Annotated in this window: 23 protein-coding genes; 17 read left to right on the forward strand and 6 right to left on the reverse strand. The window is 61.5% G+C overall.

All coding sequences use genetic code 11. The features are described from left to right. Positions 1–601 precede the first annotated feature (601 nt). Positions 602–1015 carry a DUF6526 family protein gene (locus BLW03_RS17270; protein ID WP_074656105.1) on the reverse strand — a complete coding sequence of 138 codons (414 nt, stop codon included), beginning with the start codon at positions 1013–1015 and terminating at the stop codon, positions 602–604. A 77-nt stretch (positions 1016–1092) separates the two neighbouring features. Between BLW03_RS17270 and BLW03_RS17275 the strand changes: the two genes are divergently transcribed. The 4 genes from BLW03_RS17275 (at position 1093) to sseA (ending at position 5009) form a co-directional block, all read left to right on the forward strand. Beyond that, positions 1093–1968, forward strand: coding sequence for a deoxyribonuclease IV (locus tag BLW03_RS17275; protein WP_074655268.1), 876 nt, complete (start codon positions 1093–1095; stop codon positions 1966–1968). A gap of 327 nt (positions 1969–2295) precedes the next feature. Further along, on the forward strand, positions 2296–3162 hold the full coding sequence (locus BLW03_RS17280) for a hypothetical protein (protein ID WP_074655269.1): 867 nt from the start codon (positions 2296–2298) through the stop codon (positions 3160–3162). Between the two features lie 115 nt (positions 3163–3277). Continuing rightward, positions 3278–4159 carry a DUF4159 domain-containing protein gene (locus BLW03_RS17285; protein ID WP_083350615.1) on the forward strand — a complete coding sequence of 294 codons (882 nt, stop codon included), beginning with the start codon at positions 3278–3280 and terminating at the stop codon, positions 4157–4159. A 10-nt stretch (positions 4160–4169) separates the two neighbouring features. Beyond that, the gene (gene sseA, locus BLW03_RS17290; protein WP_074655271.1) at positions 4170–5009 is read left to right on the forward strand and encodes a 3-mercaptopyruvate sulfurtransferase; all 840 of its coding nucleotides are present in this window, start codon (positions 4170–4172) and stop codon (positions 5007–5009) included. An 11-nt stretch (positions 5010–5020) separates the two neighbouring features. Here sseA and BLW03_RS17295 read toward each other — a convergent pair whose 3' ends face one another. Further along, positions 5021–5710 (reverse strand): SIR2 family NAD-dependent protein deacylase, encoded by a 690-nt coding sequence (locus BLW03_RS17295; protein WP_074655272.1) that lies wholly within the window; start codon positions 5708–5710, stop codon positions 5021–5023. A 181-nt stretch (positions 5711–5891) separates the two neighbouring features. Between BLW03_RS17295 and BLW03_RS17300 the strand changes: the two genes are divergently transcribed. The 3 genes from BLW03_RS17300 to BLW03_RS17310 are packed head-to-tail and all read left to right on the forward strand — an operon-like array spanning position 5892 to position 8990. After that, positions 5892–7307: a hemolysin family protein gene (locus tag BLW03_RS17300; protein WP_074656106.1), complete on the forward strand. Its 1416-nt coding sequence runs from the start codon at positions 5892–5894 to the stop codon at positions 7305–7307. After that, positions 7304–8254, forward strand: coding sequence for an ABC transporter permease (locus tag BLW03_RS17305; protein ID WP_074655273.1), 951 nt, complete (start codon positions 7304–7306; stop codon positions 8252–8254). The genes BLW03_RS17300 and BLW03_RS17305 overlap by 4 nt, the downstream gene beginning before the upstream one ends. Before the next feature lie 31 nt (positions 8255–8285). Further along, positions 8286–8990 carry a hypothetical protein gene (locus tag BLW03_RS17310; RefSeq protein WP_074655274.1) on the forward strand — a complete coding sequence of 235 codons (705 nt, stop codon included), beginning with the start codon at positions 8286–8288 and terminating at the stop codon, positions 8988–8990. A gap of 69 nt (positions 8991–9059) precedes the next feature. On the opposite strand, the gene BLW03_RS17315 is transcribed toward BLW03_RS17310, so the two are convergent. Next, on the reverse strand, positions 9060–9539 hold the full coding sequence (locus BLW03_RS17315) for a metallophosphoesterase family protein (protein WP_083350616.1): 480 nt from the start codon (positions 9537–9539) through the stop codon (positions 9060–9062). A 121-nt stretch (positions 9540–9660) separates the two neighbouring features. Between BLW03_RS17315 and BLW03_RS17320 the strand changes: the two genes are divergently transcribed. From BLW03_RS17320 to secA, 4 genes are all read left to right on the forward strand, one after another. Continuing rightward, on the forward strand, positions 9661–10611 hold the full coding sequence (locus BLW03_RS17320) for a tyrosine recombinase (RefSeq protein ID WP_074655275.1): 951 nt from the start codon (positions 9661–9663) through the stop codon (positions 10609–10611). After that, positions 10608–11606 carry a tyrosine-type recombinase/integrase gene (locus BLW03_RS17325; RefSeq protein WP_074655276.1) on the forward strand — a complete coding sequence of 333 codons (999 nt, stop codon included), beginning with the start codon at positions 10608–10610 and terminating at the stop codon, positions 11604–11606. The genes BLW03_RS17320 and BLW03_RS17325 overlap by 4 nt, the downstream gene beginning before the upstream one ends. Before the next feature lie 38 nt (positions 11607–11644). Next, positions 11645–11938 (forward strand): hypothetical protein, encoded by a 294-nt coding sequence (locus tag BLW03_RS17330; RefSeq protein WP_139285241.1) that lies wholly within the window; start codon positions 11645–11647, stop codon positions 11936–11938. Between the two features lie 90 nt (positions 11939–12028). After that, complete coding sequence (gene secA / locus BLW03_RS17335; RefSeq protein ID WP_074655278.1) at positions 12029–14917, forward strand: preprotein translocase subunit SecA; 2889 nt, start codon at positions 12029–12031, stop codon at positions 14915–14917. Between the two features lie 93 nt (positions 14918–15010). Here the strand turns inward: secA and BLW03_RS20495 are convergent, their stop codons facing one another. From BLW03_RS20495 to BLW03_RS17350, 3 genes are read right to left on the reverse strand one after another with little or no spacing between them, the layout of a single operon-like run. After that, on the reverse strand, positions 15011–15607 hold the full coding sequence (locus BLW03_RS20495; RefSeq protein ID WP_139285242.1) for a hypothetical protein: 597 nt from the start codon (positions 15605–15607) through the stop codon (positions 15011–15013). A gap of 33 nt (positions 15608–15640) precedes the next feature. After that, positions 15641–17530 carry a two-component system sensor histidine kinase NtrB gene (locus BLW03_RS17345; protein ID WP_074655280.1) on the reverse strand — a complete coding sequence of 630 codons (1890 nt, stop codon included), beginning with the start codon at positions 17528–17530 and terminating at the stop codon, positions 15641–15643. A gap of 5 nt (positions 17531–17535) precedes the next feature. Continuing rightward, positions 17536–18969 (reverse strand): sigma-54-dependent transcriptional regulator, encoded by a 1434-nt coding sequence (locus tag BLW03_RS17350; RefSeq protein ID WP_074655281.1) that lies wholly within the window; start codon positions 18967–18969, stop codon positions 17536–17538. 71 nt (positions 18970–19040) lie between these two features. Here BLW03_RS17350 and BLW03_RS17355 point away from each other — a divergent pair, with 71 nt between their 5' ends. The 6 genes from BLW03_RS17355 to BLW03_RS17380 all read left to right on the forward strand — a co-directional run bounded on the left by BLW03_RS17355 (position 19041) and on the right by BLW03_RS17380 (position 25034). Continuing rightward, on the forward strand, positions 19041–19367 hold the full coding sequence (locus BLW03_RS17355) for a rhodanese-like domain-containing protein (protein WP_244502138.1): 327 nt from the start codon (positions 19041–19043) through the stop codon (positions 19365–19367). 322 nt (positions 19368–19689) lie between these two features. After that, positions 19690–20544, forward strand: coding sequence for a flagellin (locus tag BLW03_RS17360; protein ID WP_074655283.1), 855 nt, complete (start codon positions 19690–19692; stop codon positions 20542–20544). A gap of 111 nt (positions 20545–20655) precedes the next feature. Then, positions 20656–22044 carry a flagellar filament capping protein FliD gene (fliD, locus tag BLW03_RS17365; RefSeq protein ID WP_244502139.1) on the forward strand — a complete coding sequence of 463 codons (1389 nt, stop codon included), beginning with the start codon at positions 20656–20658 and terminating at the stop codon, positions 22042–22044. Between the two features lie 32 nt (positions 22045–22076). Continuing rightward, positions 22077–22547: a flagellar export chaperone FliS gene (gene fliS, locus BLW03_RS17370; protein WP_074655284.1), complete on the forward strand. Its 471-nt coding sequence runs from the start codon at positions 22077–22079 to the stop codon at positions 22545–22547. A 403-nt stretch (positions 22548–22950) separates the two neighbouring features. After that, positions 22951–23292, forward strand: a complete 342-nt coding sequence (locus BLW03_RS17375) for a hypothetical protein (protein WP_212733228.1) — start codon at positions 22951–22953, stop codon at positions 23290–23292. Between the two features lie 161 nt (positions 23293–23453). After that, positions 23454–25034: a UbiD family decarboxylase gene (locus BLW03_RS17380; RefSeq protein WP_074656109.1), complete on the forward strand. Its 1581-nt coding sequence runs from the start codon at positions 23454–23456 to the stop codon at positions 25032–25034. Positions 25035–25043 lie beyond the last annotated feature (9 nt).

Consider the following 25043-nt stretch of genomic DNA (forward strand, 5'->3'; position numbering starts at 1 on the left):
TATGGCTCGCGCGGGTTGGACTTCGTCCTTAGTCTCCGATGAACAGCTCTTTGAAGAAGAGCAGCGACGTGCCTGGCGGGAACTGCCCCTCGGCGATAGGCTTGTTTATATTCATGAGCTAAGTGTCATGGCGTACAGCGTGAAAGGCATTGGGCCCGAAGACGGTGAACGACTTTCGAGACTTGATACTCGCACTCAATAAGTTCCAGGTTCGTTACCTGATCATTGGCGGTTATGCCGTCGGTGTGCACCACGATCCCCGAACAACCAAAGATCTCGATCTCTTTGTCGCTACCAGCCCTGACGACAGCGAACGGATTTTTCGCTGCTCTTCAGGACTTCGGGGCTCCACTCTCGGGGATAGGACCTGAGTTCTTCGCCACACAGCAGAAGCAATGGTTTCAGATGGGCCGTCCGCCGTTCCGCGTCGACATCCTGCAGGCATCGAGGGTAAAGAGTTTGAGGTCGCCTGGGCGAACAAGGTCGAGGGATCACTTTTTGGCGTTCCGGTCTTTGTTATCTCTAATCAAGTTCTGATCGACAACAAGCTCGCAACCGGTCGTGCCATCGACCGGCGCGATGCGAAGAATTTGCGGAAGCCTTAGATTCGGTCGTTATCCGCGCGCCAGTTCGTGATGGCGGCCTTGATTGCCTTGGGCTCCATGTTTTCTGCGACGGCGCGGCGGGAGAGTGCCACGACTTCTTCATCAGAAGCAAAGCGAAGCGCAATGAACTGCGCTGGTTTGATGCCGGCTGCGCTGCCGCCGAGGGTCATGATGCGGAGCGACTCTTCTAGGCGGATGATGCGGTTCTGGTTCTGCAGCGCGTAGATGCGCGTCATCACAATGGCGCCCACGATGAGGAACGTCACCGGCACCAGGAGGACGTTCGCCCTTGAGTATTCGTGAAGCAGGTGCACGATGGACATAATGAAACAGAGGAGCGCGAGAGGTGCGAGGACCAGGTACTTCGGGTCGCGGCGTGTGTGATTGGTGAAGCTCTGTGGTTCTGCCATGATGCCTGCCATTCGTAAATCAGATTGTGGAGTCGCCCAAGTCTCGCACGACGAGCGCTTCCTCTAACATCGAAGTGATGGCACCTGCTAAGACCTCTCCCAAGCGCATCGGCATTCATCTCTCCACCAGCGGCGGCACATGGACGGCTGTGCAGCGCGCGGTGGATTGCGGCGCGAACTGTTTCCAGATCTTTTCGTCGTCGCCGCGGCAATGGAAGGCGAACGCTGTCGCTCCTGCCGATGCGGAGCAGATGCGTACGTTGCGCGCACAGCATGGCATCGCGCCGATGACTATCCACGCGTCCTATCTGATCAATCTTTGCTCGCAGAGCGAGGAGGTGCGCAGGAACTCGACCGCTGCCTTTCGTGGCGAGGTGGAGCGAGCGCTGGCGCTGGGTGCAGAGTTCCTTGTCTTCCATCCGGGATCATGGAAGGGCCTGACGCGTGCCGAGGCGCTGCAGCATGCAGCGGAGAATATCGAGCGCGCGATCGAGGGGCTCGGCTGCCAGGATTCACACCTTCGCATCCTGATCGAGAACACGGCCGGCAGTGAATTCAGCATGGGCGGCAAGCTCGACCAGGTGGCTGATCTGCTGCACATGCTCGACCGCTGCGCCCCGGTGGATGTCTGCCTGGACACCTGCCACACGCACGTCGCGGGTTATGACATCGTTACGTCCGAGGGCTATGAAGAGACGATTGCGCTCATTGGGGAATCATTCGGCAAGGAGCGTGTACGCGTGTGGCATTGCAACGATGCGAAGGCACCCATGGGTAGCAAACTGGACCGGCACGAGCACATTGGTGATGGCACCATTGGCCCGGATGCGTTTCGGCGCCTGCTACGCGATAAGCGCTTTGCGCACTGCGCGTTCATCGCAGAGACGCCGGTGGACGATCCCGGTGACATTCTGCGGAACGTGAGTGTGCTGCGGACGCTTGCGGCTCAATAACCTGCGAAGTTTTATTCTGCTGATTCGCCCAAGAGCCAGGAATCGCGGCAGCAGATTGCCCGTGGGCAGACTTCGTTCAGAGCACTGCATATTCTTCGCCGATCGAACTGCGTCGCGGCATTTGCCGGCCTATCGTTCGCGCAGGACGGGGGCAAGGCGCTCGCGGTATCGGGCTAGCATCCATTCATCGAGGGCACCCAGACAATCTCGCTGTGCCGCAGGCGAGTGCCTTGCGGTCGGCAGTCCAGAAATATTTATGCGCGCACCCGCAACTGTTTCCAGAAGAGGCCGTCTACTGGTGCAAGCTTAACTCTGAGGTGCTCTCTCATGAAGATTGGTCTCGTCTCTGCTGCTCTGTTGCTGGCCGTTGTGCCGGTGTTTGCGCAAGGTCCGGGTGGTCCGGGCGGCGGTCCTGGCTTCATGGGCCGTGGCTTTGGCCCCATGGAGGGCGGCTTCGGCATGATGCGCCAGCCGGTGACGAACGCGCCGTACTCCGCAACGTTCACCAGCACTTCCACGGAGAAGCTGCAGGATGGCACGGTTTTGACTCATACGACGACCCGCGTTGCTACGCGCGATGCGCTGGGCCGTACTCGTGAGGAAGTGACCTTGCCGGCGCGTCCGGATGGAGATGGTAAGCCGCACACGATGGTCGTCATCATGGATCCGATTGCGCATACGATCACGCGGCTGCAGGCGGAAAAGAAGATCGCTATCGTTCACCAGATTCCCGAGCCGCGTCCGCATGACGGACCGGGACGTCGCGGACCGGGCGGACCGCCGCAGGATGCGAGTGCGCCGCCGCCGCCCGACGGTGGACAGGGACCGCGTGGCCGCCATGAAGACAGGAATGTGGTGACCGCTGACCTGGGATCGAAGACGATCGACGGTGTGGTCGCGACGGGCAAGCGTGTGACGCGGACCATCCCGGTTAGTGGAACGGACAAGCCGGTCGTGGCGACGCATGAGGATTGGTTCTCGCCCGATCTAAAAATCGAACTGAGCCGCAGCGATGTGGATCCGTTCCGCGGCACGCACACCACGGTTGTCAGTGGTCTCTCCAAGGCTGCGCCCGATGCGACGCTCTTTCAGATTCCGCAGGGCTACACGGTAGAGCAGGCTCCGCAGCACGCCGGGCGGCGCGGTCCAGGTCGTGATGGCCAGGCGCCACCACCCCCACCGTCTGGTATGTAGTCAGTTGTGTGACATCAACGCGGCAGACGCAAAGGCAGCCAATCCGGCTGCCTTTGTTCGTTTTATGCACCTGCATGCGGGAGACTCACGATAACTGGGCTTCGTCTAACCCGCAATGAGGAAGACCTGGGGCATGGCCGCGTGGGCTGGTGCGCTGGCGGGCGCTGTGCTCGCAGTGGCTGCGGTGGCCGTTGCGCCCGGGGTGATCTTTGCAGCCGGAACGAATGCCGGTCCGCAGTGGCATGCGCCGTTCCGCGAGTATCCGTCCGTCGAGTACGGACGTTTCCCGGTTCCGCCGGACTATGAGCGGCAGGGTGAATGGACGTTCGCGCGGCTGATGTTTCCAGGCGGGCCGCTCGACGGCTATCGAGGACGCTTCGATGGGCCTTGGCAGGAGGGCATGACGCTGTGGACTCAGGATTATCCGCGGGCTGATCGTGCGCTTGCGAATGCTGTTCACCGGCTCACCCGAGCGGATGCGCGATCGGTGGAGCAGTCGGTCTCGCTGGATGATGGCGACGAGATTTACAACTGGCCTTGGCTGTACGCGGTGCAGGTAGGCGAGTGGGGGTTGACGGACAAGCAGGCTGCGAAGCTGCGGGACTACCTGCTGCGCGGCGGCTTCTTTATGGCCGACGACTGCCACGGGTCGCAGGAGGAGGCTTACTTCGTTCAGACGATGAAGCGGGTCTTCCCGGAGCGTGAGTTGGTCGACATCCCGGACGGCGATCCGATCTTTCACACGCTGTTCGATCTCGATGAGCGCTTCCAGGTGCCGGGGTCGGAACACCTGGCGACGGGGCACAAGAAGGACGGCTACGTGGCGCACTGGAAGGGAATCTACGACGACAAGGGGCGCATTATGGTGGCGTTCTCGCTGAACAGTGACCTCGGCGATTCGTGGGAGTTCCTGGACGATCCGCGGTACCCGGTGCGCTACTCGGCTCTGGGAACGAAGATCGGTGTGAACTATGTGCTGTATGCCATGACGCATTAGGCTGGAGTGCATGAACGCTCTCGTCTCGCCGCAGTGGGTGGCCAGCCGTCTTGGCTCGCCGGACCTCGTGATTGTTGATGCCACCATGCCGCCCGTGGGGGTCGCGCCAAAGGTGGATACTCATGCGATCTACCTGCAGAAGCACCTGCCAGGTGCGGTCTTCTTTGACATCGATGAACTGTCTGACCACAGCAGCGGCCTGCCCCATACCCTGCTGAGCGCCGAGGCCTTCGGAGCGGCGATGGGCGCACGGGGCATCACGGAGACGGCGACGATCGTGGTGTATGAGCAGGGCGATGTGTTTTCAGCCCCGCGGGCTCGGTGGACCTTCCGCACGATGGGCGCGAAGGAGGTATACCTGCTCGATGGCGGCCTGAAGGCATGGGAGGCTGCGGGATTGCCGGTGGAGTCGGGTGCAGTGACTCGCGAGCCCGCGGAGTTCCACGCCGTCCTGGATGCGGCTGCGGTGAAGGACTACGACAAGCTCCGCGCAACGCTCGCAGCAGGCGAGCAGGTGCTGGACGCTCGCAGCGCCGGACGGTTCAGCGGCGCAGATCCCGAGCCGCGCGCTGGTCTGAGCAGCGGCCACATGCCGGGCGCTACGAGCACGCCGTTCCCTCAGCTTGCCAATGGCGCCGCGATGAAGTCGCCGGAAGAGCTCCGCTCGGTCTTCCAGGCGAAGGGAGTCGACCTGCAGAAGCCCATCACGACGTCGTGCGGATCTGGCGTCACGGCGGCGGTCGTCGCCCTGGGACTGGAACTGGCGGGCGCGCCGCTCGTTACGCTCTACGACGGATCTTGGGCAGAGTATGCGTCGCGTTCCGAGTCGGTGATCGTGAAGGACGTTTAAAGGCGAACGGCTCAGAACAGGGAGGGCAGGACAGCGGCGGCGGTGCCGATCTCGATGCGGTGGAAGGAGGCGGCGTTCAGCGGCTCTTCCGGTCCGACGTAGATCGTCTGTATGCCGCGCTGCCTTGCGCTGTGCACGAATCCTGCTGCTGGATACACCGAGCCGGAAGTGCCGACGACCAGCAGGACCGTTGCCTGGTCGAGCTGCTCGTAGATCATGTCCATCGCCAGCGGCACCTCGCCAAACCAGACGATGTGTGGCCGAACGGGTGATCCGCAGGTGTCGCAGACGGGAAGCGTTTCCAGATACTCCCGGCGGTCCGGGAAGGGCTCGTTGCACTTCACGCAGCGCGACTCGAACAGCGACCCATGCATATGGTGCACGTTGCGCGAGCCGCCGCGCTCATGCAGATCGTCGACGTTCTGCGTGCAGAGGAAGAGTCGATCGCCCATCTTCTGTTCGAGCTTACCGAGCGAGAAGTGAGCGGCATTGGGCTCGGCGGCCTCTGCATCGCGCCGCCGCATGGAGTAGAAACGCCACACAAGCGCAGGATCCGTGTCCCATGCTTTGGGCGTCGCGACCTGCTCTACGCTGTGCCCTTCCCACAGGCCACCCGATCCACGAAAGGTAGCAAGCCCGCTCTCGGCGGATATTCCCGCTCCCGTAAGAGCAAAGACACGGTCAGATTTAGACAGCAGCATCGAAAAACATTATGCGCGACAGGCTCATCCGATGACCGCCCTGCGTCAGGCAAATTTCAGGTCTTTGATGGAGTTTAAATTTGTGACCACAGGGTGATTGCCAGGTCGTTGGGCAGGCCGCTTGTTGGCGGCATCCGTGGCAGACTTCGCCGGTGCCGGTGCCGTACCGTACACTCTCCCCATGCTCGAGTCGGCATTTTTCAAGCTGATGACGGTCGCGGTGCTGATCCTGGCTAACGCGTTTTTCGTCGCGGCGGAGTTTGCCATCGTCTCTGTTCGGGAGACGAGGCTGGAACAGATGTTGCGGTCCGGTCGCGTCGGAGCGACCACCGCGCTGCGGCTCAAGCGTGAGATCGACGACTTCCTGGCGGCCAACCAGCTTGGCGTGACGCTGTGCTCGCTGGCGCTCGGCTACCTGGGCGAAGGCACCGTTGCACAGCTTCTGGAACAGATCTTCGACAGCATGACCTTCGTGCAGCACGTTCCGTTTTTGCATGCGCATGCAGCTTCCGTCAGCCACATCATGGCGATCATTATTGCTTTCTCCCTTATCACCTATCTTGAAGTGTTGCTAGGAGAACAGGTTCCTAAGTCATTGGCTTTACAGCGCGGAGAGCGTATTGCTTTGGCGGTAGCGGGTCCGATGGATGTCTTCATCCGGATCACGCGGCCGGCGGTCCGACTCCTGAAGGGATCGACAGCCTTCGTTCTTAAACTGTTCCGCGTGCCTCTCCGTGGCGAGGGTGGCGAGGTCCACTCGCCCGAGGAATTGAAGATGGTGGCAACCGCGACCCGTCGCAGCGGACTGCTGCCGCCCTTCCAGGAGCAGATGATCCACCGCGCCATCGACCTGAACCATGTGACCGTCCGCGAGATCATGACGCCTCGCGGCCGCATCTTCGCGTTGCCCGCAGATATGCCGGTGGAACTCGCCTCGGCCCGCATCATCGAGGAGCAGCATTCGCGCGTGCCCGTCTATGACCCCGCGCTTGGCACTGAGCACATCATCGGTGTCGTTTACTCCAAGGACATCTCGCGGCTGATGCACTTTCGGCGCGATAGTCGGCTGCCGGCGGCGTTGCAGGCGCAGAGCGTTCCGCTGAGAACCGTGGCGCGCGAGGTTCTTGTGGTGCCCGAGACGAAGCTGGCGGTCGACGTTCTGCAGGAGTTCCAGGAACGCCGTCGGCAGATCGCGATTGTGGTCGACGAGTTCGGCTCGACCGTGGGTCTGGTCACCGCGGAAGATGCGCTGGAGCAACTGGTGGGCGAACTGGAGGACGAGTTCGACCTTTCCGGTCGAGCGCTGCCGACCCCGGACAGCCGTGGCTTCGTGGAATTCGATGGCACGGTAACGCTGCGCGACCTGGCCACGCAACTGCATTGGCAGTTCCCGCGCGAACCCGGCATTGAGACCCTCGCGGGCTTCCTGCTGGCGCAGCTTGGACATCTGCCAAAGCCCGGCGAGCGCGTCTGCCATGCAGGCCGCTGCTTCACCGTTACGGAGCTGGCGGGACGTCGTATCAGCCGTGTTCGCGTAGAGCCGGATGAACGGGCGAAGAGGGTTGCGGAGGCGGAAGGGCAGCGTGCTTCTGCATGAAAGCTTTGCTTCCGGTATTTCGTCGTATCCTGCTCATGCTGCCAGTGTTATGGATCATCGTTTCGCTGGTTTTTCTGCTGATCCATCTTGTCCCGGGCGATCCCATTGCTCAGATGATGGGTGAGGGCGCGAGTTCAACTGACCTGTCGGCGTTGCGGCATAGCTACGGCCTCGATCTGCCGCTGCACACACAGTATTACCGGTATTGGATTGGCATCTTCCACGGTGACCTGGGGCGGTCGCTTCGTCTGCGAGACTCTGTGACGAACCTGGTCCTGGCGCGTTACCCCTATACGTTGCTGATGAGTGTGGCCGCTCTGGTGCTGGCGCTGCTGCTTGCGGTGCCCGCCGGAGTCGCGAGCGCGTTACACCGCGGCCGGGCGGCTGACAGGCTGCTGGGCGGTGTGTCGCTGCTGGGGCTGTCGTTCCCAAACTTTGCGCTGGGGCCGATCCTGATCCTGATCTTCTCGATCAGTCTGGGATGGCTGCCGGTATCGGGCGCCGGGACCGGGCCTCTATTTGGTGGCAGCACACTGCTGCACCTGATCCTGCCGGCGGTCACGCTGGGGCTTTCACTGGCTGCGATCCTGACGCGGATGGTGCGGGCGTCCATGCTGGAAGAGCTGGGCCAGGACTATATACGGACGGCGCGGGCGAAGGGGCTGCCAGAGCGGACGGTGGTCTATCGCCATGCACTAAGGAATGCTCTGGTGCCGGTCCTCACCGTGGTGGGTCTTCAGTTCGGATCGCTGCTCGCCGGAGCCATCGTCACGGAGACGATCTTTAGCTGGCCGGGCCTGGGGCGGCTGACGCTATCCGCCATCTCAAACCGCGACTACGCGCTGGTGCAGGGTTGCACACTGACGATCGGGCTGACCTACCTGGCGGCCAACCTGCTTACGGACCTGGCGTACACGCTCGCGAATCCCCGGCTCCGTCGATCCTAGAGTGAGCGCTAGACTGAGCCCTGGAGAACTCATGCCTCGCATCCTGCTGACCCTTGCGTTACTGATGTCTCTGCCCGCAGCGGCGCAGACGGAGCGGCACCAGTTGCCCGTTCCCGGGATGGATCCACCGAAGCCGGTTCCCGGTGCACCGACGCCGAGGAAGCCGGGCGGCGTGAAGGGCATCACCGAGCCGGACGATCCGGAACATCCCATGCCTGCCGCGAGGGACTTTCACGATCCCAGGTATCACCTGTCACTGCATGTCCCGGCAGGCTGGAACTTTGAACGGCGGGACGGTGTCCTGTCGAACTTTGGTGTGGATGTGCGGACGACGAAGCGCACCCTGGACGTCCGTGGTGTCGCTTCGATCAACTTCAATCCGTACCCGGTTTCCACGTTTTCGGGCGCTACGATCTACTACTCGGTGATGCCGAAGGCCACGGCGGCAAGCTGCGCGGCACAGGCTACGACCGCGCCTCTTACACCGCAAAATGATGTGCGCATCGGCGGTCTACCGTTCAAGCATGGCCGCGACGAGCATGGCCACGTCTGCATCGAGTCTCGCGACGAAGTGTTTACCGCGCTGCAGGGTCGCAGCTGCCTGCGGTTCGACCTGGTGGTGAACACCTTTTGTTCCCAGACCAGCGGGGCAATGGAAATCTCGAAGGACCAACTTGCGGATGTGCAGGGGCGGCTGGGAAAGATACTGGGTTCGCTCACAGTCGAGGGACGCTAATCCACCGCTTCTGCTGGGTGCCCCATTCTTTCGCGGCTGCATCACGAAAGGGTGGGGTATTCGGACTTCTTACAAGTCGAACGTGACGGGTTCTGCGGTCAGTTTCCCATTTTCGATCTTTAGGAAGGCCATGGCGATGGGCAGCCGGAAGCGGCGCGGGCCTACGCTGCCGGGGTTCAGGTAGAGCACGCCATTGCGGGTTTCGTGTCCGGGCTTGTGGGAGTGACCGCTGACGACGACCTGCACGCGCGCGGCCGTCGGGCTGATGTCGAGATCCGCGATCGAATGCACCAGGTAGAAGGTTCTTCCACCGATTTCGACCATCTCGGTTGCGGGGAGGCTGCCGCAGCGGCCGGAAGTATCGACGTTACCGCGGATGGCTGTGAGCGGGGCGATGCTGCCGAGGGTATCGAGAATGGCAGGGTCGCCGACGTCGCCTGCGTGAAGGATGTGGTCGACGCCCTGGATGCGTTCCACGACCTCCGGACGGAGCAGGCCGTGTGTGTCGGAGAGAATCGCGATCCGGATATTGGTGTTCGCAGTTGTCATTCAGGATCTTCCCATTGGCAACGGCGTTCCGTTCGAGGATTCGTCTCGGCAATCAAAAGCATATCGAGTTAGATTCCGGCATCTACCCGATCAGACGCATGGCCGACATAATCGAATTGCGATGGACGCCCCGCAGCCTACAACCGGAAAGCCGCAGCCCAGCAGTAATTCGGTGCTGGTGCGCGAGTACGTGACCTGCCTGCGAGTGGAACGTGGCCTGCGACCGCTGACCTGCGAGGCTTACGTTCGTGACCTGCAGCAGTTTTCCGAACACCTGGAAGAGCATGCCGGCGTGCTGCACGCGGCGACGCGCGAAGATGTCGCGGCCTGGATGGAGCATCTGCGTACGCATGACCGGACGGATCGGTCCGTCGCGCGGAAGCTGAGCTGCCTGCGCGGCTTCTATAAGTGGATGCTGCTGGACAAGCGCATTGCGCATGATCCCACCGTGAACATTGAAGCTCCGTCCACTTGGAAGGTGCTGCCCAAGTCCCTGGCCGAGAGCGAAGTCAACGGCATGCTGGAACAGACTTCGATGGCCGCGAACCATCCACAGGCGGGCGGTCTGCAGTTACGCGATCACGCGTTGATGGAGTTGCTGTACGCAGGAGGGTTGCGTGCGGGCGAGATCGTTTCGCTGCGTGTGGAGGATCTGCACCTGGACCAGCAGCGGGCGCAGGTACGCGGCAAGGGGGACAAGGAACGGATTGTGCCTCTGGGGAATGCGGCTTGCGCCGCTCTCCAGGCCTATCTTGATCGAGGCCGTGCGGAGCTGGCTGGAAAGGGTTTGCAGCGTGCGCTGTTTCTCTCGGTTCGCGGGAAGCCGCTGACGACGCAGGTGGTGTGGTCGATTGTGAAGGGAACCAACGCCAATGCCAGCCCCCATAAGCTGCGGCATAGCTGCGCGACCCATATGGTGGAGCACGGCGCTGACCTGCGCAGCGTGCAGACGCTGCTGGGTCACGCCGACATTGCGACGACGCAGGTTTACACGCACCTGGCGCTGGGGCGGCTGAAGGAAGTCCATCGGATGCATCATCCGCGCGGACGCCGGCGGACGGAGGCAGCATGAGCGACCGCATGCAGGCACTTGCCGACCGATTCATCACCATGCTGGACGCGGAGCGTGGAGCGAGCGAACACACCGTTCGCGCTTACACGCGTGAGGTGCAGGCATTTGCGCTCTATCTTGCAGGAACGCTCGGCGAAGATGTCGAGCCGAAGGCCATTGAGCATACCCACATCCGTGGGTATCTTGCTGTCCTGTACGACCGCGGACTGACGCGCGCCTCGGCGGCGCGCGCGCTGGCGGCAGTTCGGTCATGGTTCAAGTGGATGGCGAAGGAAGGCATCGTCGACCAGAATCCGGCGACGCTGGTGTCGACGCCAAAGCTGCCGAAGCATCTGCCGCGTGTGCCGTCCGCCGAAGAGGTCAACCGCGTGCTCGATGCCATTGAGCTGGGAAGCCGCGAGCCTCGCATCGAGAAGCCGAAGCGGTCGGGCAAGCGAAAGGCCGCCGACAATGAAGCCTATACTGGCTGGCCGGAACGCGACCGCGTCATCTGGGAGTTGCTGTACGGCTGCGGCATCCGAAATTCTGAACTGGTCGGCATCGACATGGCGAGCCTGCACTGGGCAAACGATGCGATCCTGGTTCGCGGCAAGGGTCGCAAGGAGCGCTACGTCCCGCTCGGCGACGCGGCTGCCGAGGCGATTCGCAGCTATCTGCCGCATCGTGAGGCGAAGCTGCAGGCGGCGGGCAAAGGCGCCCTTGCTACCGCTGGGCCACTACTGATCAATCAGAGCGCGCGTGGCGTTGCTCGGCTGACGACCCGGTCTGTCGGCCGCATCGTGAAGTCCATCGCCATTGCACGCGGGCTCCCGGCAGACGTGCATCCGCACACGCTGCGCCATGCCTTTGGCACCCACATGCTGGAAGACGGAGCTGATTTGCGGGCTATTCAAGAACTGCTGGGACACGAGCGGCTGTCGACGACGCAGCGGTATACACAGCTGACCGTAAGCCAGGTGCAGCAGGTGTATGACGAGACGCATCCGCGGGCTTGAGCATTCGTGCATGCCGCACCTGAGCTAGACTAAGAAGGATGCGTTTCCGCGCCACACATTTGACGTGCCTTTTGTTGCTGCTTTCGAGCCTGGCGGTATCGGTTCATGCCAGCAACGTGGCGCCGACGCGGACGCCGGGTGGTGTGTTTGTCCGGAACCTGCTGCTGCAGGCCGCGGTGGAAGAGTCGGAGCCGGTTCGGTCTGACTTCTCGGATAAAAACCGCGATGCCTCGACGGTTCCCACGCCTCACCTGTGGAATGCTGCTCACGCGGTTGCGGGGCCGGTGGCACACACGGCGCATGTACACGCGGTGACCGGAAGCAGCCTGTAGCGCGCTGGCAATCCCTGCCAGTTCTCGCGGCCGTTCGACGTGCCGCGCCCTACTCTCGCGCTACTTTTCGCACCAGCAAGGAATCCACCCGTGATTAATTCAGTCTTTACCAAGGTTTTTGGTACCAGCAACGAACGCGCCGTGAAGCGCATGCAGCCTGTTCTGGATCAGATCAACGGCTTTGAGGCGTCGCTGCTGCCGCTGACGGATGAGCAGCTTCGAGGGAAGACGCTCGAGTTCAAGGAGCGCATCGCCGCTCGCACGGCCGATATCGCCGATCGCGATGAGCGTATTGCTGCGGAGAAGGTCGTCCTGGACGAGATTCTGCCGGAGGCTTTCGCTGTTGTGCGTGAGGCGGGCAAGCGTGCGGTTGGCATGCGTCACTTCGACGTGCAGATGATCGGCGGCATGGTGCTGCACCAGGGCAAAATCAGCGAAATGCGTACGGGTGAGGGTAAGACGCTGGTCGCCACGCTGCCTTGCTACCTGAACGCGCTCGCCGGCCGCGGCGTACACGTCATCACCGTAAACGACTATCTGGCCAAGCGTGATGCCGAGTGGATGGGCAAGATCTACGGCTTCCTCGGCCTAACCGTCGGCGTCATCGTGCATGACCTGGACGACCGTGAGCGCCGCGCAGCCTATGCTGCCGACATCACATACGGCACGAACAATGAGTTCGGCTTCGATTACCTGCGCGACAACATGAAGTTCGAGCTGACGGACCTGGTGCAGCGCGGGCATTATCACGCCATCGTCGACGAGGTTGACTCGATCCTCATTGACGAAGCGCGTACGCCGCTCATCATCAGCGGACCCACCGACCAGACGACGGACAAGTACGAGCGCGTAAACCTGATCATTCCGCATCTTGAGCTGGGTGAGTTCACGGAGACTCTGGAAGAGAAGACGTACACCGGCGACTACGTCGTCGATGAGAAGACCCGTTCCATCACCGTCACCGACGAGGGCTGGGAGAAGATCGAAGGTCTGCTCGGGATCGGTAACATTGCCGACCCTGAAAACTGGGATCTGAAGCACCACGTTGAGACCGCGATCAAGGCGCACAACCTGTACAAGCGCGACGTGGAGTACGTGGTGAAGGACGGCGAGATCATCATCGTCGACGAATTCACGGGCCGCCTGATGCCGGGCCGCCGCTGGTCCGATGGTCTGCACCAGGCTGTTGAGGCGAAGGAAGGCGTGGCCATCCGCAAGGAAGACCAGACGCTGGCGACCATCACCTTCCAGAACTACTTCCGCATGTACAAGAAGCTCTCCGGCATGACCGGTACAGCGGAGACGGAAGCCGCCGAGTTCGACAAGATCTACAAGCTTGAGATCACGGTGATCCCGACGAACCGCGTGATGCAGCGCATCGAATTTCCGGACGTGGTTTACCGCACGGCGAAGGAGAAGTACTTCGCGGTTGCCGATGAGATTGAGCGTCTGCACGAACTGAAGCAGCCGGTACTGGTGGGTACGACGTCCATCGAGAAGTCTGAGCTGCTGAGCGAGATCCTGAAAAAGAAGAACGTTCGGCACGTGGTGCTGAATGCGAAGTTTCACGAGCGCGAAGCAGAGATCGTCGCACAGGCGGGCCGGCTTGGCATGGTGACCATCGCCACCAATATGGCGGGTCGCGGTACCGATATTCTGCTGGGCGGCAATGCCGACTTCATGGCTCGCCAGGAGCTGGTCAAGGGTGGAACCGCTCGCGCGCTAAGCGCCGTCGAGGGTGAGATTGCACCGGTCGCGGGGCCGGGCATGTTCCGCTTCTACTACTCCAACCAGGAGTACGAGTGCACGCAGGCCCAGTGGGATGCGAGCACCGCGCACTTCCAGGACAACGTGAAGCGCGAGCATGAGCAGGTGCTGGCCGCGGGTGGTCTGTTCATCATCGGCACGGAGCGGCATGAGAGCCGCCGCGTCGACAACCAGCTGCGTGGACGTGCAGGCCGCCAGGGCGATCCCGGCGCAGCGCGCTTCTACCTGTCGCTGGAAGACGATCTGATGCGCATCTTCGCGCGGGAGTGGGTCGGCACGCTGCTGCAGCGACTGGGTATGGAAGAGGGTGTGCCGATTGAATCCGGCATGATCACCAACCGTATCGCCGCTGCACAGAAGGCCGTTGAAACGCAGAACTTTGAAAGCCGCAAGCACGTCCTGGAGTACGACGACGTGATGAACAAGCAGCGTGAGGCCGTGTATGGCCTGCGGCATAACCTGCTTGAGGGCATCGACCAGAAGGAACTGATCCTGGAGGACTACACGGCGACTGCGCTGTCGAACATCCTGGATGAGTTCGCACCGGCCAACGTTCATGCGGACCAGTGGAAGGTCGAGGAGATGAAGGCGAAGCTCGTCGACATCTTCGGCACGGACTTCCCGAACGTCGACTTCGGCGCGCTGAACCGTCATGAGCTGGGCGAGACGTTGTTCGAGCAGTTGGGCAAGCGCTTCGAGGTCAAGGAACAGATCCTGGGGGCGGAGACGCTGCGTTACCACGAGCGCGTTGTGCTGCTGACGGTGCTGGACGGCCTGTGGAAGGATCACCTGCTTGCAATGGACCACCTGAAGGAAGGCATCGGTCTGCGTGGTTATGCGCAGCAGGATCCCCTCGTGGCCTACAAGAAGGAATCGTTCGACATGTTCGAGGCGATGATGGCGCGCTTCCAGGAAGACACACTGCGGAACCTGTACCGCATGCAGATCCTGGGACCGGACGGCACGCCGATTGAGTCGCTGGAACAGCTTGCATCGCTGCAGGCTGCGGCTGCGGCGCCGATCGCACCGCCTCCACCGCAACTGCCCTCCACGCCGCAGCGCACTACGCTGAGTGGTGGTGGCAGCGAGCAGCAGGCGGCAGCGTCGCCGGTACCGCAGGAGCCGAGTTTCCCGACGTCGCAGGGACCGCAGCGCCAGCAGTACGCACCCGCCAAGGCGACCAGCGGACAGAAGCCGAAGCGCCGCCGGTAGCTGTTGGTTCAAGATCGAAAGGCCGCGAGCTTTGCTCGCGGCCTTTTGTATTTCCAGCGGTCCGGATCGGGATGATGATCCCTTAGCGGTGTTCTACTCCAACACTTCATCCAGCACCACCTTTGCCTTCGTGGCAAGGGTGCGAGCGCCTTCGATGTCCAGCTTGGTCCAGGCATCATTGGCCTGCTTCAGGAACAGGCGGGCCTGTTCGATCTGCTCGGTGTGCAAGGCGATTATCGAAGTCGGGATGGCATTCAAGCGGCGTGTCTGGGCCTTCAGCAAGTCATCGGTCTGCTGTCGCAGGGCAGTGTTGGTGGACTCGCCGCCCGTTGTCAGGCTCCCCAGATCCATGGGGGGAGGTGCGACCACAGCGGTCTGCGTTGGTGGCACGGGAGTGGGCCGGCGACGCGGTGGCTGTGGGCGCCTGACCGGTGGCACTGGCAGGGGCAGTGTCGGAGATGCGATCACCGGCTCTTCCGGCATCGGTTCACTCGGATGGGTGGGCGGCGGCACACTCACCATCTCAACGGGTGGCGGTGGCGGTGCGGCTACTACGACTACCTTGCGATGGCAGCCGGCCAGTGACACCAGGGCGCAGGCGGAAACGAAGATGCGCAGGCATTGCCGCCGAGCCTTACGGGCCGGGCGGACCTTGTTGCCGCGATGCGGGATCAACACTCTGTTTTGCATCCGCATCTCCCTAGATTAAATCCGCCGTCACGTTCATGCGGATGTCTTTAGCCCCGTCTGTGCGGGCGAACGTGCCGCCAGCGGCAGGCGCAGCGTGAAGCTGGTGCCCCGGCCGGGCGATGCCGGATCGGTCTCGGACGTGACCTCGATGACGCCGCCGTGCAATTGCACGATGCGATAGGTCATGGACAGACCGATACCGCTGCCGGTCGCCTTCGTCGTGAAGTAGAGATCAAAGATCTGATTCAGCATCTCCTTCGGGATACCCATACCGGTGTCCCGAAGCGACAGCACGGCGGAGTGCCGTGTGTGGGACAGGTTGATGTGGAGCACGCCGCCGTCCGGCATGGATTGCATGGCGTTCAGGGCGATGTTCAGCAGCGCCTGTCGCAGTAGTTCCGCATCGGCAACGACACGGACCGGCACGGAAGGAGATTCTTCCGTGACAGCGACGGCGATGTTGTGGCCTTCAGCCTCTGCGGCAATCAATTGCGTCACGGCCTGGATGATGGGCATCAGTGGCTGTTCCTGCAAACGCGGTTCCATCGGCCGCGAGAAGTCGGCAAGCGTCTGCACGACGCGGTCCAGACGACTCATCTCGCTGGCGAGCACTTCGACGTGTCGCTGGGCGTCGGCATTCGGTGTCTTGGACAGTTTGCCGCGCAGAAGTTCCAGATGAACAACCATGGCGTTGATCGGGTTCTTCACCTCGTGGCCCACGCCGGCGGTCAGTCGGCCGATGCTGGCCATGCGGCGTGCTACCTCGATCTCGCGTTCCAGCTCTTCTTGTGCTGCCACATCGTGCAGCGTCAGCAGTGCTCCCATCCCACTGCCGGGGAAGCAATTGAGTGTGAGTTCGATCGTGCGTCCACCGTAGAGCGATACCGGCACATCGCGCACGCTGCGGCGTTCGGAGATGATCTCGGAGAGTAGCGTGCCGATCTCGCTGGACTGGGGGAAGACCTCGGTGAGCGGTGTTCCTGCTGTGGGCGCGGTGCCGGATGGAAGGAAGTTGGCGCAGGATTCACTGGCCATGGCAATGCGCAGATCCGCAGTGAACAGCATCACGCCATCCTTCAAGGTCTGCAGCATGCTATCCAGGTTGGTGGCCATCTCCGTGCGGGTCTGTTCGCTGGTGCGGATCTGTTCATCGATGCGGCTGATGGTGGAAGAGACGCGCTGGACCGCATCGCGTGACGTCGTCTCTTCAACCGCTACCTGCTCCGCACCGCCGCGTGTTGAGATCACCTCAAGTTCTCGGCCAATCTGCTCAATGGGGCGCAGCGCGGCGGCCGAGATGGCGGCAGCAACCAGCAACGATCCTCCCAGCGCGAGCAGGCACACGATCACGGCATCACGCAGCCAAGGAGCGTACGCATTGCGCAGCAACGTCGACCGGATACCGAGGTGTGCGACAAGAAAGGGCTGACCGTTGCGCTCCAGAGGGAGGCTCACGTCCAGCGTCTCCGGCGCGCCAAACAGCAGCTTGCGCTTGCTCAGCAGGGAATTGCCGCTGGCATTTGAGAAAGGCCGGCGATGCGGCGGCGTGCCGTCCACCATAGATGGGTCCGTACTGACGAGTACGCGACCATTCGCTCCGGCAACATACGCATCCTGCAGGCTTGCCGAGTAACGAACGAAGCCGTCCAGCGTGTTCTGCAGCGTGTCATCGGTCTGCAGCGCGTGTTCAATGGCAACCTCGAAGGCTGCCTCGCCCGCTTCGGTTGGAGGCTTTTCCTTCAACCCGTGCTGCAAAGCTGTCCGCGTCGCCGCGAGAATCTGGTGCACCAGCACGTCGTTCGCGGCCTCAGTCTGTGCCACACGTTCGCGCAGCAATTCAGACAGGAAGACAAGCGACAGCACCACCGTCAGGACGAAGGTGAAGAGCAGCGTTGCAGCAATCAGTTGAGAGCGAAGGCGCATCCGCTTCACGCCTCCTTATCGTCGAGGGCGTATTCCTTCAACTTGTTCTGCAGAGTCTTCGAGCTGATGCCGAGTATCTCCGCCGCGCGTGTTTTGTTGTTGCGTGTGGATTGCAAAGTCTTCAGGATGAGCTGTTTTTCCGCCTCGTCAACGGTCGTGCCAACACTCAGGTGAACCATCTCTTCCCCGCCGGCAATGGGCGAGGCGGCTGCAGAAGGAAGCCCGCCCATCAGGTGCGCGCCATGCGCTGGCGGAGTATTTGCGAGTTCGCCAAATCCCGAAGTCAGGTGCGATACGTCAATCTGCTTGCTGTTAGAGAGGATGACGGCACGCTCGATGGTGTTGCGCAGTTCCCGCGCATTTCCCGGCCAGCTGTACGCAAGGAAGCGCTCCATAACCGACCGTGCAATGCCTGGGACGGTGGTGCCGTGGCGGGCATTCATCTCTTCCACCATAGCCGCGGCCATTGCAGGAATATCATCCCGATGCTCGCGCAGCGGCGGCATCTGGATGTTGAAGACGTTCAGTCGGTAGTACAGATCGCCGCGAAGCTCACCGGCGGCGACGGCCGTGTGCGGATCCTTGTTGGTGGCGGCAATCACGCGCACGTTGACAGGAATTTCATCGCGCGATCCCAGGCGGCGCAGCTTGCGGTCCTCCAGCACACGCAGCAGCTTGGTCTGCGTTGCGGCTGGCATCTCGCCAATCTCGTCGAGCAGCAGTGTGCCCTCCTCGGCCAATTCAAAGCAGCCGGCACGACGCTCCTGGGCACCGGTGAAGGCGCCGCGTTCATGCCCGAAGATCTCGCTTTCAATCAATGTCTCCGGAATCGCCGCGCAGTTCACGGCGACGAAGGGTTTGTTACGGCGGCCGCTCATCAGGTGCAGCGCACGCGCCGCGAGTTCCTTGCCTGTACCGCTCTCGCCCGTGATCAACACACTCACGTTGTTGGGCGCAATTCGTTCGATCATGGAAAAGATCTCACGCATCTGTGGTGAGGAGCCAACCAGCGGCCCAAGCCGACCAGCAGCCTCGGCCTCGGATTCAACCTGCGCAATCTCTTCGTTCGCCTCGGACTGTTGCCGCGCGTTTTGCAGAATCGTCTTCAGACGCTGCGGGTCCACGGGTTTCTGCAGGTAGTCATAGGCGCCCATGCGCATCGCGTCCACGGCAGAGTCGATGGAGCCCTGTGCCGTGAGCACAACGACGGCCACCTGCTGCGGCAGTTCGCTGATCCGGTCCAGTAGCTGCAGTCCGTCCATGCGCGGCATCATCATGTCCGTTACAACAACGTCCGGTGACCAGCGCACGACGGCATCAAGCCCTGCGGCGCCGTCTACGGCTGTTTCGGTACGGTAACCCCAGGATGCAATCAGCTCCGCCAGTCCAGCGCGTGCGTTCGGTTCGTCTTCGACGACCAGTACCTTGGTCTGTGCCAATCAAAATCCTCTCTCGTTCGGTCGGTCGTTGGATGCCACACAGACAAAAGAAGTTTGCGTATGCTAACTGTGTGTTGCCCTATGAGATCAGCGTCGCCGAGGTAGCGCAACTACGCGCGGCAGGAACCCCTTTCACCTTGCTGGATGTTCGCGAGCCGTGGGAGGTGGCTACGGCCAGTATCGCTGGAAGCCTGGACGTTCCCATGGGCGAAATTCCAGCGCGCGCCAACCAGGCACTGGATCCGGATGCACACATCGTCGTGGTCTGTCATCATGGCGCCCGATCCTTGTCCGTTACAGCCTGGTTACGCCGCGAAGGCTTTGATCGTGCCCAATCCATGGCTGGCGGTATTAACCAGTGGACGCGTGAGATCGATCCGAAAGTTCCTCTTTACTAGGAAGAGTCCTTCACGACAGGGACCGTTCCGATCCCTGTGTCGCCCATAACCATCGCCGCTGCTCCTTTGTACTCCGAGCTGCAGGCAAAGGTACTCCGAGCTGCAGGCAAAGGCGTTCGCCTGAGCGGGGCAAACCTGTGTGCGACGGTTCCGTGTCGCTGCCTGTGTCGCCGTGCAACATACGAGTCCCATCCATCAATCGATAGCAAACACCTGACATCCGCCTCATGGAGTCCTCCAGTACGCCGATATTGCTTTTGAGCGCCAGGGTATGGCGTAGAAGTTCAAATCTCAAAACGCTGAAAAGCAGGAGCGAATCCAAATGTCCCTTGGTGTACTCAATAACATCTCCGCCATCTACGCACAGAACAATTTGAGCGCAACGCAGAATAGCCTTTCGAAGACGCTGCAGCAGCTCTCCTCAGGTTCGCGCATCAACTCCGGCGCCGACGACGCAGCAGGTCTGGCAGTTGCCGATGGCCTTGCTGCAAATGTGACGGCCCTGTCGCAGTCCACCCGCAACGCCAGCGACGCCACCGGCCTGCTGCAGACGGCTGACGGCGCCCTGTCGCAGGTGAGCACGCTGCTGAATCGGGCAGTCACGCTTGCGACCCAGGCGGCGAACGGCACCCTGAGCGCCTCGCAGGTCTCTTCGGCCAACCAGGAGTATCAAAACATCCTGACGCAGGTGGCAAACATCGGTTCCACTACCAACTTCAATGGCACCTCGGTCTTCTCCGCAACGGCACGCAACTTCTTCGTGTCGGATGGCACGACGTCCGGTTCTTCCACCTATAGCGACACGGTCGGTACGCTGACGGCGTCGAGTGTGGGTACGACCAGCGGCGGCGGTGGCGTCGACTTCTCGGCCACCAGTGTTGCAACGCTTTCGGCATCGTCTGCGGTCAGCGTGCTGACAGCACTGACGAATGCCATCGGCGACGTAGCCTTTCAGCGTGGCAGCATCGGTGCGGACATCAACCAGTTGTCTTCCGCGTCCTCAGTCGCTGCCAGTGAAGAGACAAATCTGACCTCGGCAGAAGACAGCATCCGCGCTACGGATTACGGCCAGGCCGCTTCGAACCTGTCGAAGTTCCAGGTGCTTTCGCAGACAGGTATCAGCGCACTGGCGCAGGCGAACAGCGTGCAGCAGGAAGTCACGAAGCTGCTGCAGTAATCCACGTGAAGCAGGTAGGGGCGCGGAGGAAATTCGATCCGCGCCCCCCTGCTGTTTCTGAGCGCTTTCTTTGGCGCAACTAATGGTCAACAGGCTTTTGCGGCAGGATGCGTGCACGCCTATCCAGGCAAGGGAGTCGACATGGCGGTTGTGGGTCTCAGCTTTGGATCGGCGACGAGTGGCACGGGCTTCGACGTAACGACGACGGTCGCCAGCATCATGACGAACATGCGCGCACCCGAGACCCTGTGGACAACGCAGACGGCCGCGCTCACCGCTCAGGACGCGGTGCTGAGCACGCTTGGCACGGATCTGTCTGCTCTCTCGACGGCTTTGGCTGCGCTCACCAGCTTCGACGGATCGTTCTCACAGAAAGAGGGAGCGGTCAGCGACACGACAACGGTTGCCTTGACGGACGCAACAACCGACGCCTCCGCCGGGACACACACACTTACCGTGGAGAACCTCGCAACCAGCAGCCAGCAACACTCCAGTGCGGTCGCTGCCGGGGCAACGCTCAGCGGCAGCATCACGCTGCAGGTTGGCAGCAGCACAACGCAGACGATCGCGCTCGACTCCTCGAACAACACCGTGTCAGGACTGGCGGCAGCCATCAACAATTTGAACGCGGGCGTCAGCGCCACCGTCATCACAGACAGCACGGGTTCGCGACTGTCCCTCACCAGCAGCAATAGCGGTGCGGCCAATACGATGACCATCGACTCCAGTGGCATGGTGGACTCAGATGGAAACACGGTCGCCATGACAGTGACGCAGGTCGGCTCGGACGCGAACTTCACGTTGGACGGGATTCCGCTGACTTCCACCTCAAACACCATCTCAACCGCGCTGATTGGGGTTACGTTCCAGTTGCTGGGCGTTACCAGTAGCCCCGTGACCATGCAAATTGCGGAGGACACCAGCACCATCGCATCGGCGCTGGCCACCTTCGTTTCCGCTTACAACACGGTGGCAACCGCGCTCGCCGGACAGGAAGCCAAGGACTCGACCGGTGCAGCCGAGCCGCTCTTCGGCGACCAGACCCTCTCGCTGCTGCAATCGGAGCTCTCCAGTGCGCTCGCCTTTGCAACGGCGAACACCGGAAAGAGCAGCAACCTCGCGCAACTGGGCATCGCCGTTGGAACAACCGGGCTGCTAACGCTCGACACCAGCACGCTTTCCACCGCGCTCGCCGGCAACTTCACGGGCGCCACGAACTTCTTCCAAGACGTGGGTGACTTCGGCCAGAACCTGACCTCGGTGCTGAATAGCCTTGGCACCTCCGGCAATGGTGCACTGGCTCTGCGGGCCGCGCAGAATACAGCGCAGGAGAGGACACTGGCTGACAACAAGACCAACCTGGAGGCCAGGCTGGTGACCTATCAGGCGAACCTGACGACGGAGCTGAATGCTGCAAACCAGATATTGCAAAGCATCCCCTCCCAGTTGGACGAGATGAAGGAAATCTACGCGGCAATCACAGGCTACAACGGCAACTAAGCGACGCATCCAGAGAGAAGAAGGGAAGCAAGATGGATTATCGGGAGCATGCGCTGGCCGGCGCAACCGGTGTGGATTTGATCGTTGCGTTGTACGACGGATGGATCCGTTTCCTGCATCGGGCGGCCGATGCGGCGGAGAACGGTGACGTGACCGAGCGTCGCTATGCGGTAAAGCGTTCTCTCGACATCCTGATGTACCTGGAAGCGCGATTGCGGCCGGACATCGGCGGGTCGCCGGCTGGGGCACTCTCAGACTTTTATGCCGCCATGTTCACCATGACGCTTGAGGCCTCAAGAGAGGGCTCCGCCGAAGCGTTGCGTAAAGTCATCGACTGCGTACGCAACGTCAAGGAAGCCTGGGGGGTCGTGGCGCGCGATCCCGTGGCAAACCGCGTGCTGCCCCGTGAGTTGCGGACGGCAGCAGAACGACAGCCGCTCCCTGGGACCATGCCGAGGAGCCAGTCGAGCAGTCCGCCGCTGCCGATGCGATGGAGCGCGTAGCCTGTCCGTTCCACTCCGCAAAGACGTGCCTTTATTTTTTTTGAGGCACTTGTAGACCTTTTTGGTGGCCTTATTTTTGGGCGATCTGCGTGCTTGCCCTCTCACCCAAAGGTGGTAAGCTGCATGAAACCTTGGTTACAGTTAGCAAAGTTACCAATGCTATCTCATCCGAGGCGAGATTGCGGTGAAGCGATTTGGCCTGTTTCTCGTATGTGGCACATATCACTCACTAAATTAGGAAACCAAGGTGGGGGCTGGCGCATCTTTTCATGTATGGACTCTCTCCATGTCGTCGGCGTGTGCAGTGCATGCCCCCAAAATCCTGCAGCCGAGGTGAAGTTTGAGTAAAATGTTGAGTTCCTGGAAAGAAATCGCCCATTTTTTTGGTAAGGGCGTACGTACTGTGCAGCGTTGGGAAAAGACGCTCGACCTGCCCATCCATCGTCCGCCAGGTGCGCCGAGCAATGTTGTCTTGGCTCGCACCAGTGATTTGGAAGAGTGGATGCACCGCGGACCCGTTTCGCGTGCGGAGCTGGAGGGACCTGTCCTGACGGGCACCGCTGACTCCATCGCGTCGCTGGCTTCTCTCGAACGCGAGGTCACGTACCTTGCAGAGATCGCCGGCATCACGGTACCTGTTGTGGACGCTGCGTCTTCGTTTGAAGAACGCGTGAACGCCCTGACCGAGCTCGTGGCTGAGGCGAACAGCCGCCTGTCGAAGCGGTCCGGTATTCGCGCCGCGTAACAGCCCCTTCTTTCCGCAGTGTCGACGCACCCGCCTTTATGGCGGGTGTTGTTGCGTGTGGCCCATGCGCTTGTGCCTTTCGAGTGATGGTCAAGTCGTCAGGCGATACCATGAATCCTGCGGCTGCTTGCATGCGGCGCGCGGCTTGGAGCAATAGCATCATGGCGTATCGTGACCTGCGCGATTGGATTGCGCGACTGGATAAGAGCGGGGAACTGAAACGCATCAAGATCGAAGTCGATCCCGATCTGGAGATGGCCGAGATTGCCGACCGCGCGGCCAAGATGAATGGTGGCAAGGGTGGCCCGGCGCTGTTGTTTGAGAACGTCAAAGGTCATCCCGGCGCGCGTGTGCTGATGAACCAGTTCGGCAGCGAACGCAAGATGCGTATGGCGCTGGAGTGCAACTCACTCGACGAGATCGCCGGCCGCATTGACACGCTGCTGAAGCCGCAGATGCCTTCCACGCTGATGGACAAGCTGAAGATGCTGCCCATGCTCGCCGAGGTCGGTTCGTTCTTTCCGAAGGTCATCGATCGACGCCATGCGCCGTGCAAGGAAGTCGTTCACACTGGCGATGCTATCGATATCTTCGAACTGCCTGTGCTGAAGACATGGCCTGGTGACGCTGGCCGCTTCATCACGTTGCCACTGGTCATCACACGCGATCCCAAGTCCGGCAAGCGCAATACCGGCATGTACCGCATGCAGGTCTACGACGAGCGTACGACGGGGATGCACTGGCAGCGCCAGAAGAATGCTGCTGAACATCTCCGGGATCGCATCCGCGCCACCGCAAGCAGTGACGCGGAGCGTGTGAACCTGATGGCCATGACCGCCGGCGGTACGGTTGCGTCGGGCGCTGCAGCGGAGAGCTTGCCTGGCGTCACGTTATCCCGCATTCGCGGTGAGCGCATGGAAGTCGCCGTCGCCATTGGCGCAGATCCCGCGATGACCTTCAGCGCGATCGTGCCCGCACCACCGGAGATTGAGGAGTTCCTGATCGCCGGCTTCCTGCGGCAGTCGCCGGTCGAGCTGGTGAAGTGCGAAACCGTTGACCTGGAAGTGCCGGCACACGCCGAGTACATCCTGGAGGGCTACGTTGAACTCGGCGAACTCCGCATGGAAGGTCCCTTCGGAGACCACACCGGCTTCTACACCATGCCGGAGGAGTACCCGGTCTTCCACCTGACGGGGATCACGCACCGCAAGAACCCCATTTACGCGGCAACCGTCGTGGGCAAGCCGCCCATGGAAGACGCGTGGCTGGCCAAGGCGGTTGAGCGCATCTTCCTGCCACTGATCAAGCTGACCATGCCGGAGATCGTCGACATCAACCTGCCGCCTGAGGGTGTTGCACACAACCTGATGTTGGTCTCTATCCGCAAGAGTTATGCGGGGCACGCGCGTAAGGTGATGAGCGGTATCTGGGCGCTGGGGCAGGCGATGTTCACGAAGTGCATCGTCGTCGTGGACGAAGATTGCGATGTGCAGGACGTTGGAGAAGTCGTGCTGCGCGTCGCGAACAACATTGATCCGGAGCGTGACATTCAGTTCACGCTTGGGCCGGTGGATTCGCTCGATCACGCATCGCGCCTGCCCAACTACGGCAGCAAGATGGGCATCGACGCTACACGAAAGTGGGCCGCGGAAGGATTCACGCGACCCTGGCCACAGATGTTGGAGATGCCGAAGGACGTGAAGATGCGCGTCGATGCGATCTGGTCCAGGCTTGGCCTGTAAACAGGCGCT

The sequence above is a fragment of the Terriglobus roseus genome (assembly GCF_900105625.1).
Taxonomy (GTDB): Bacteria; Acidobacteriota; Terriglobia; order Terriglobales; family Acidobacteriaceae; genus Terriglobus; species Terriglobus roseus_B.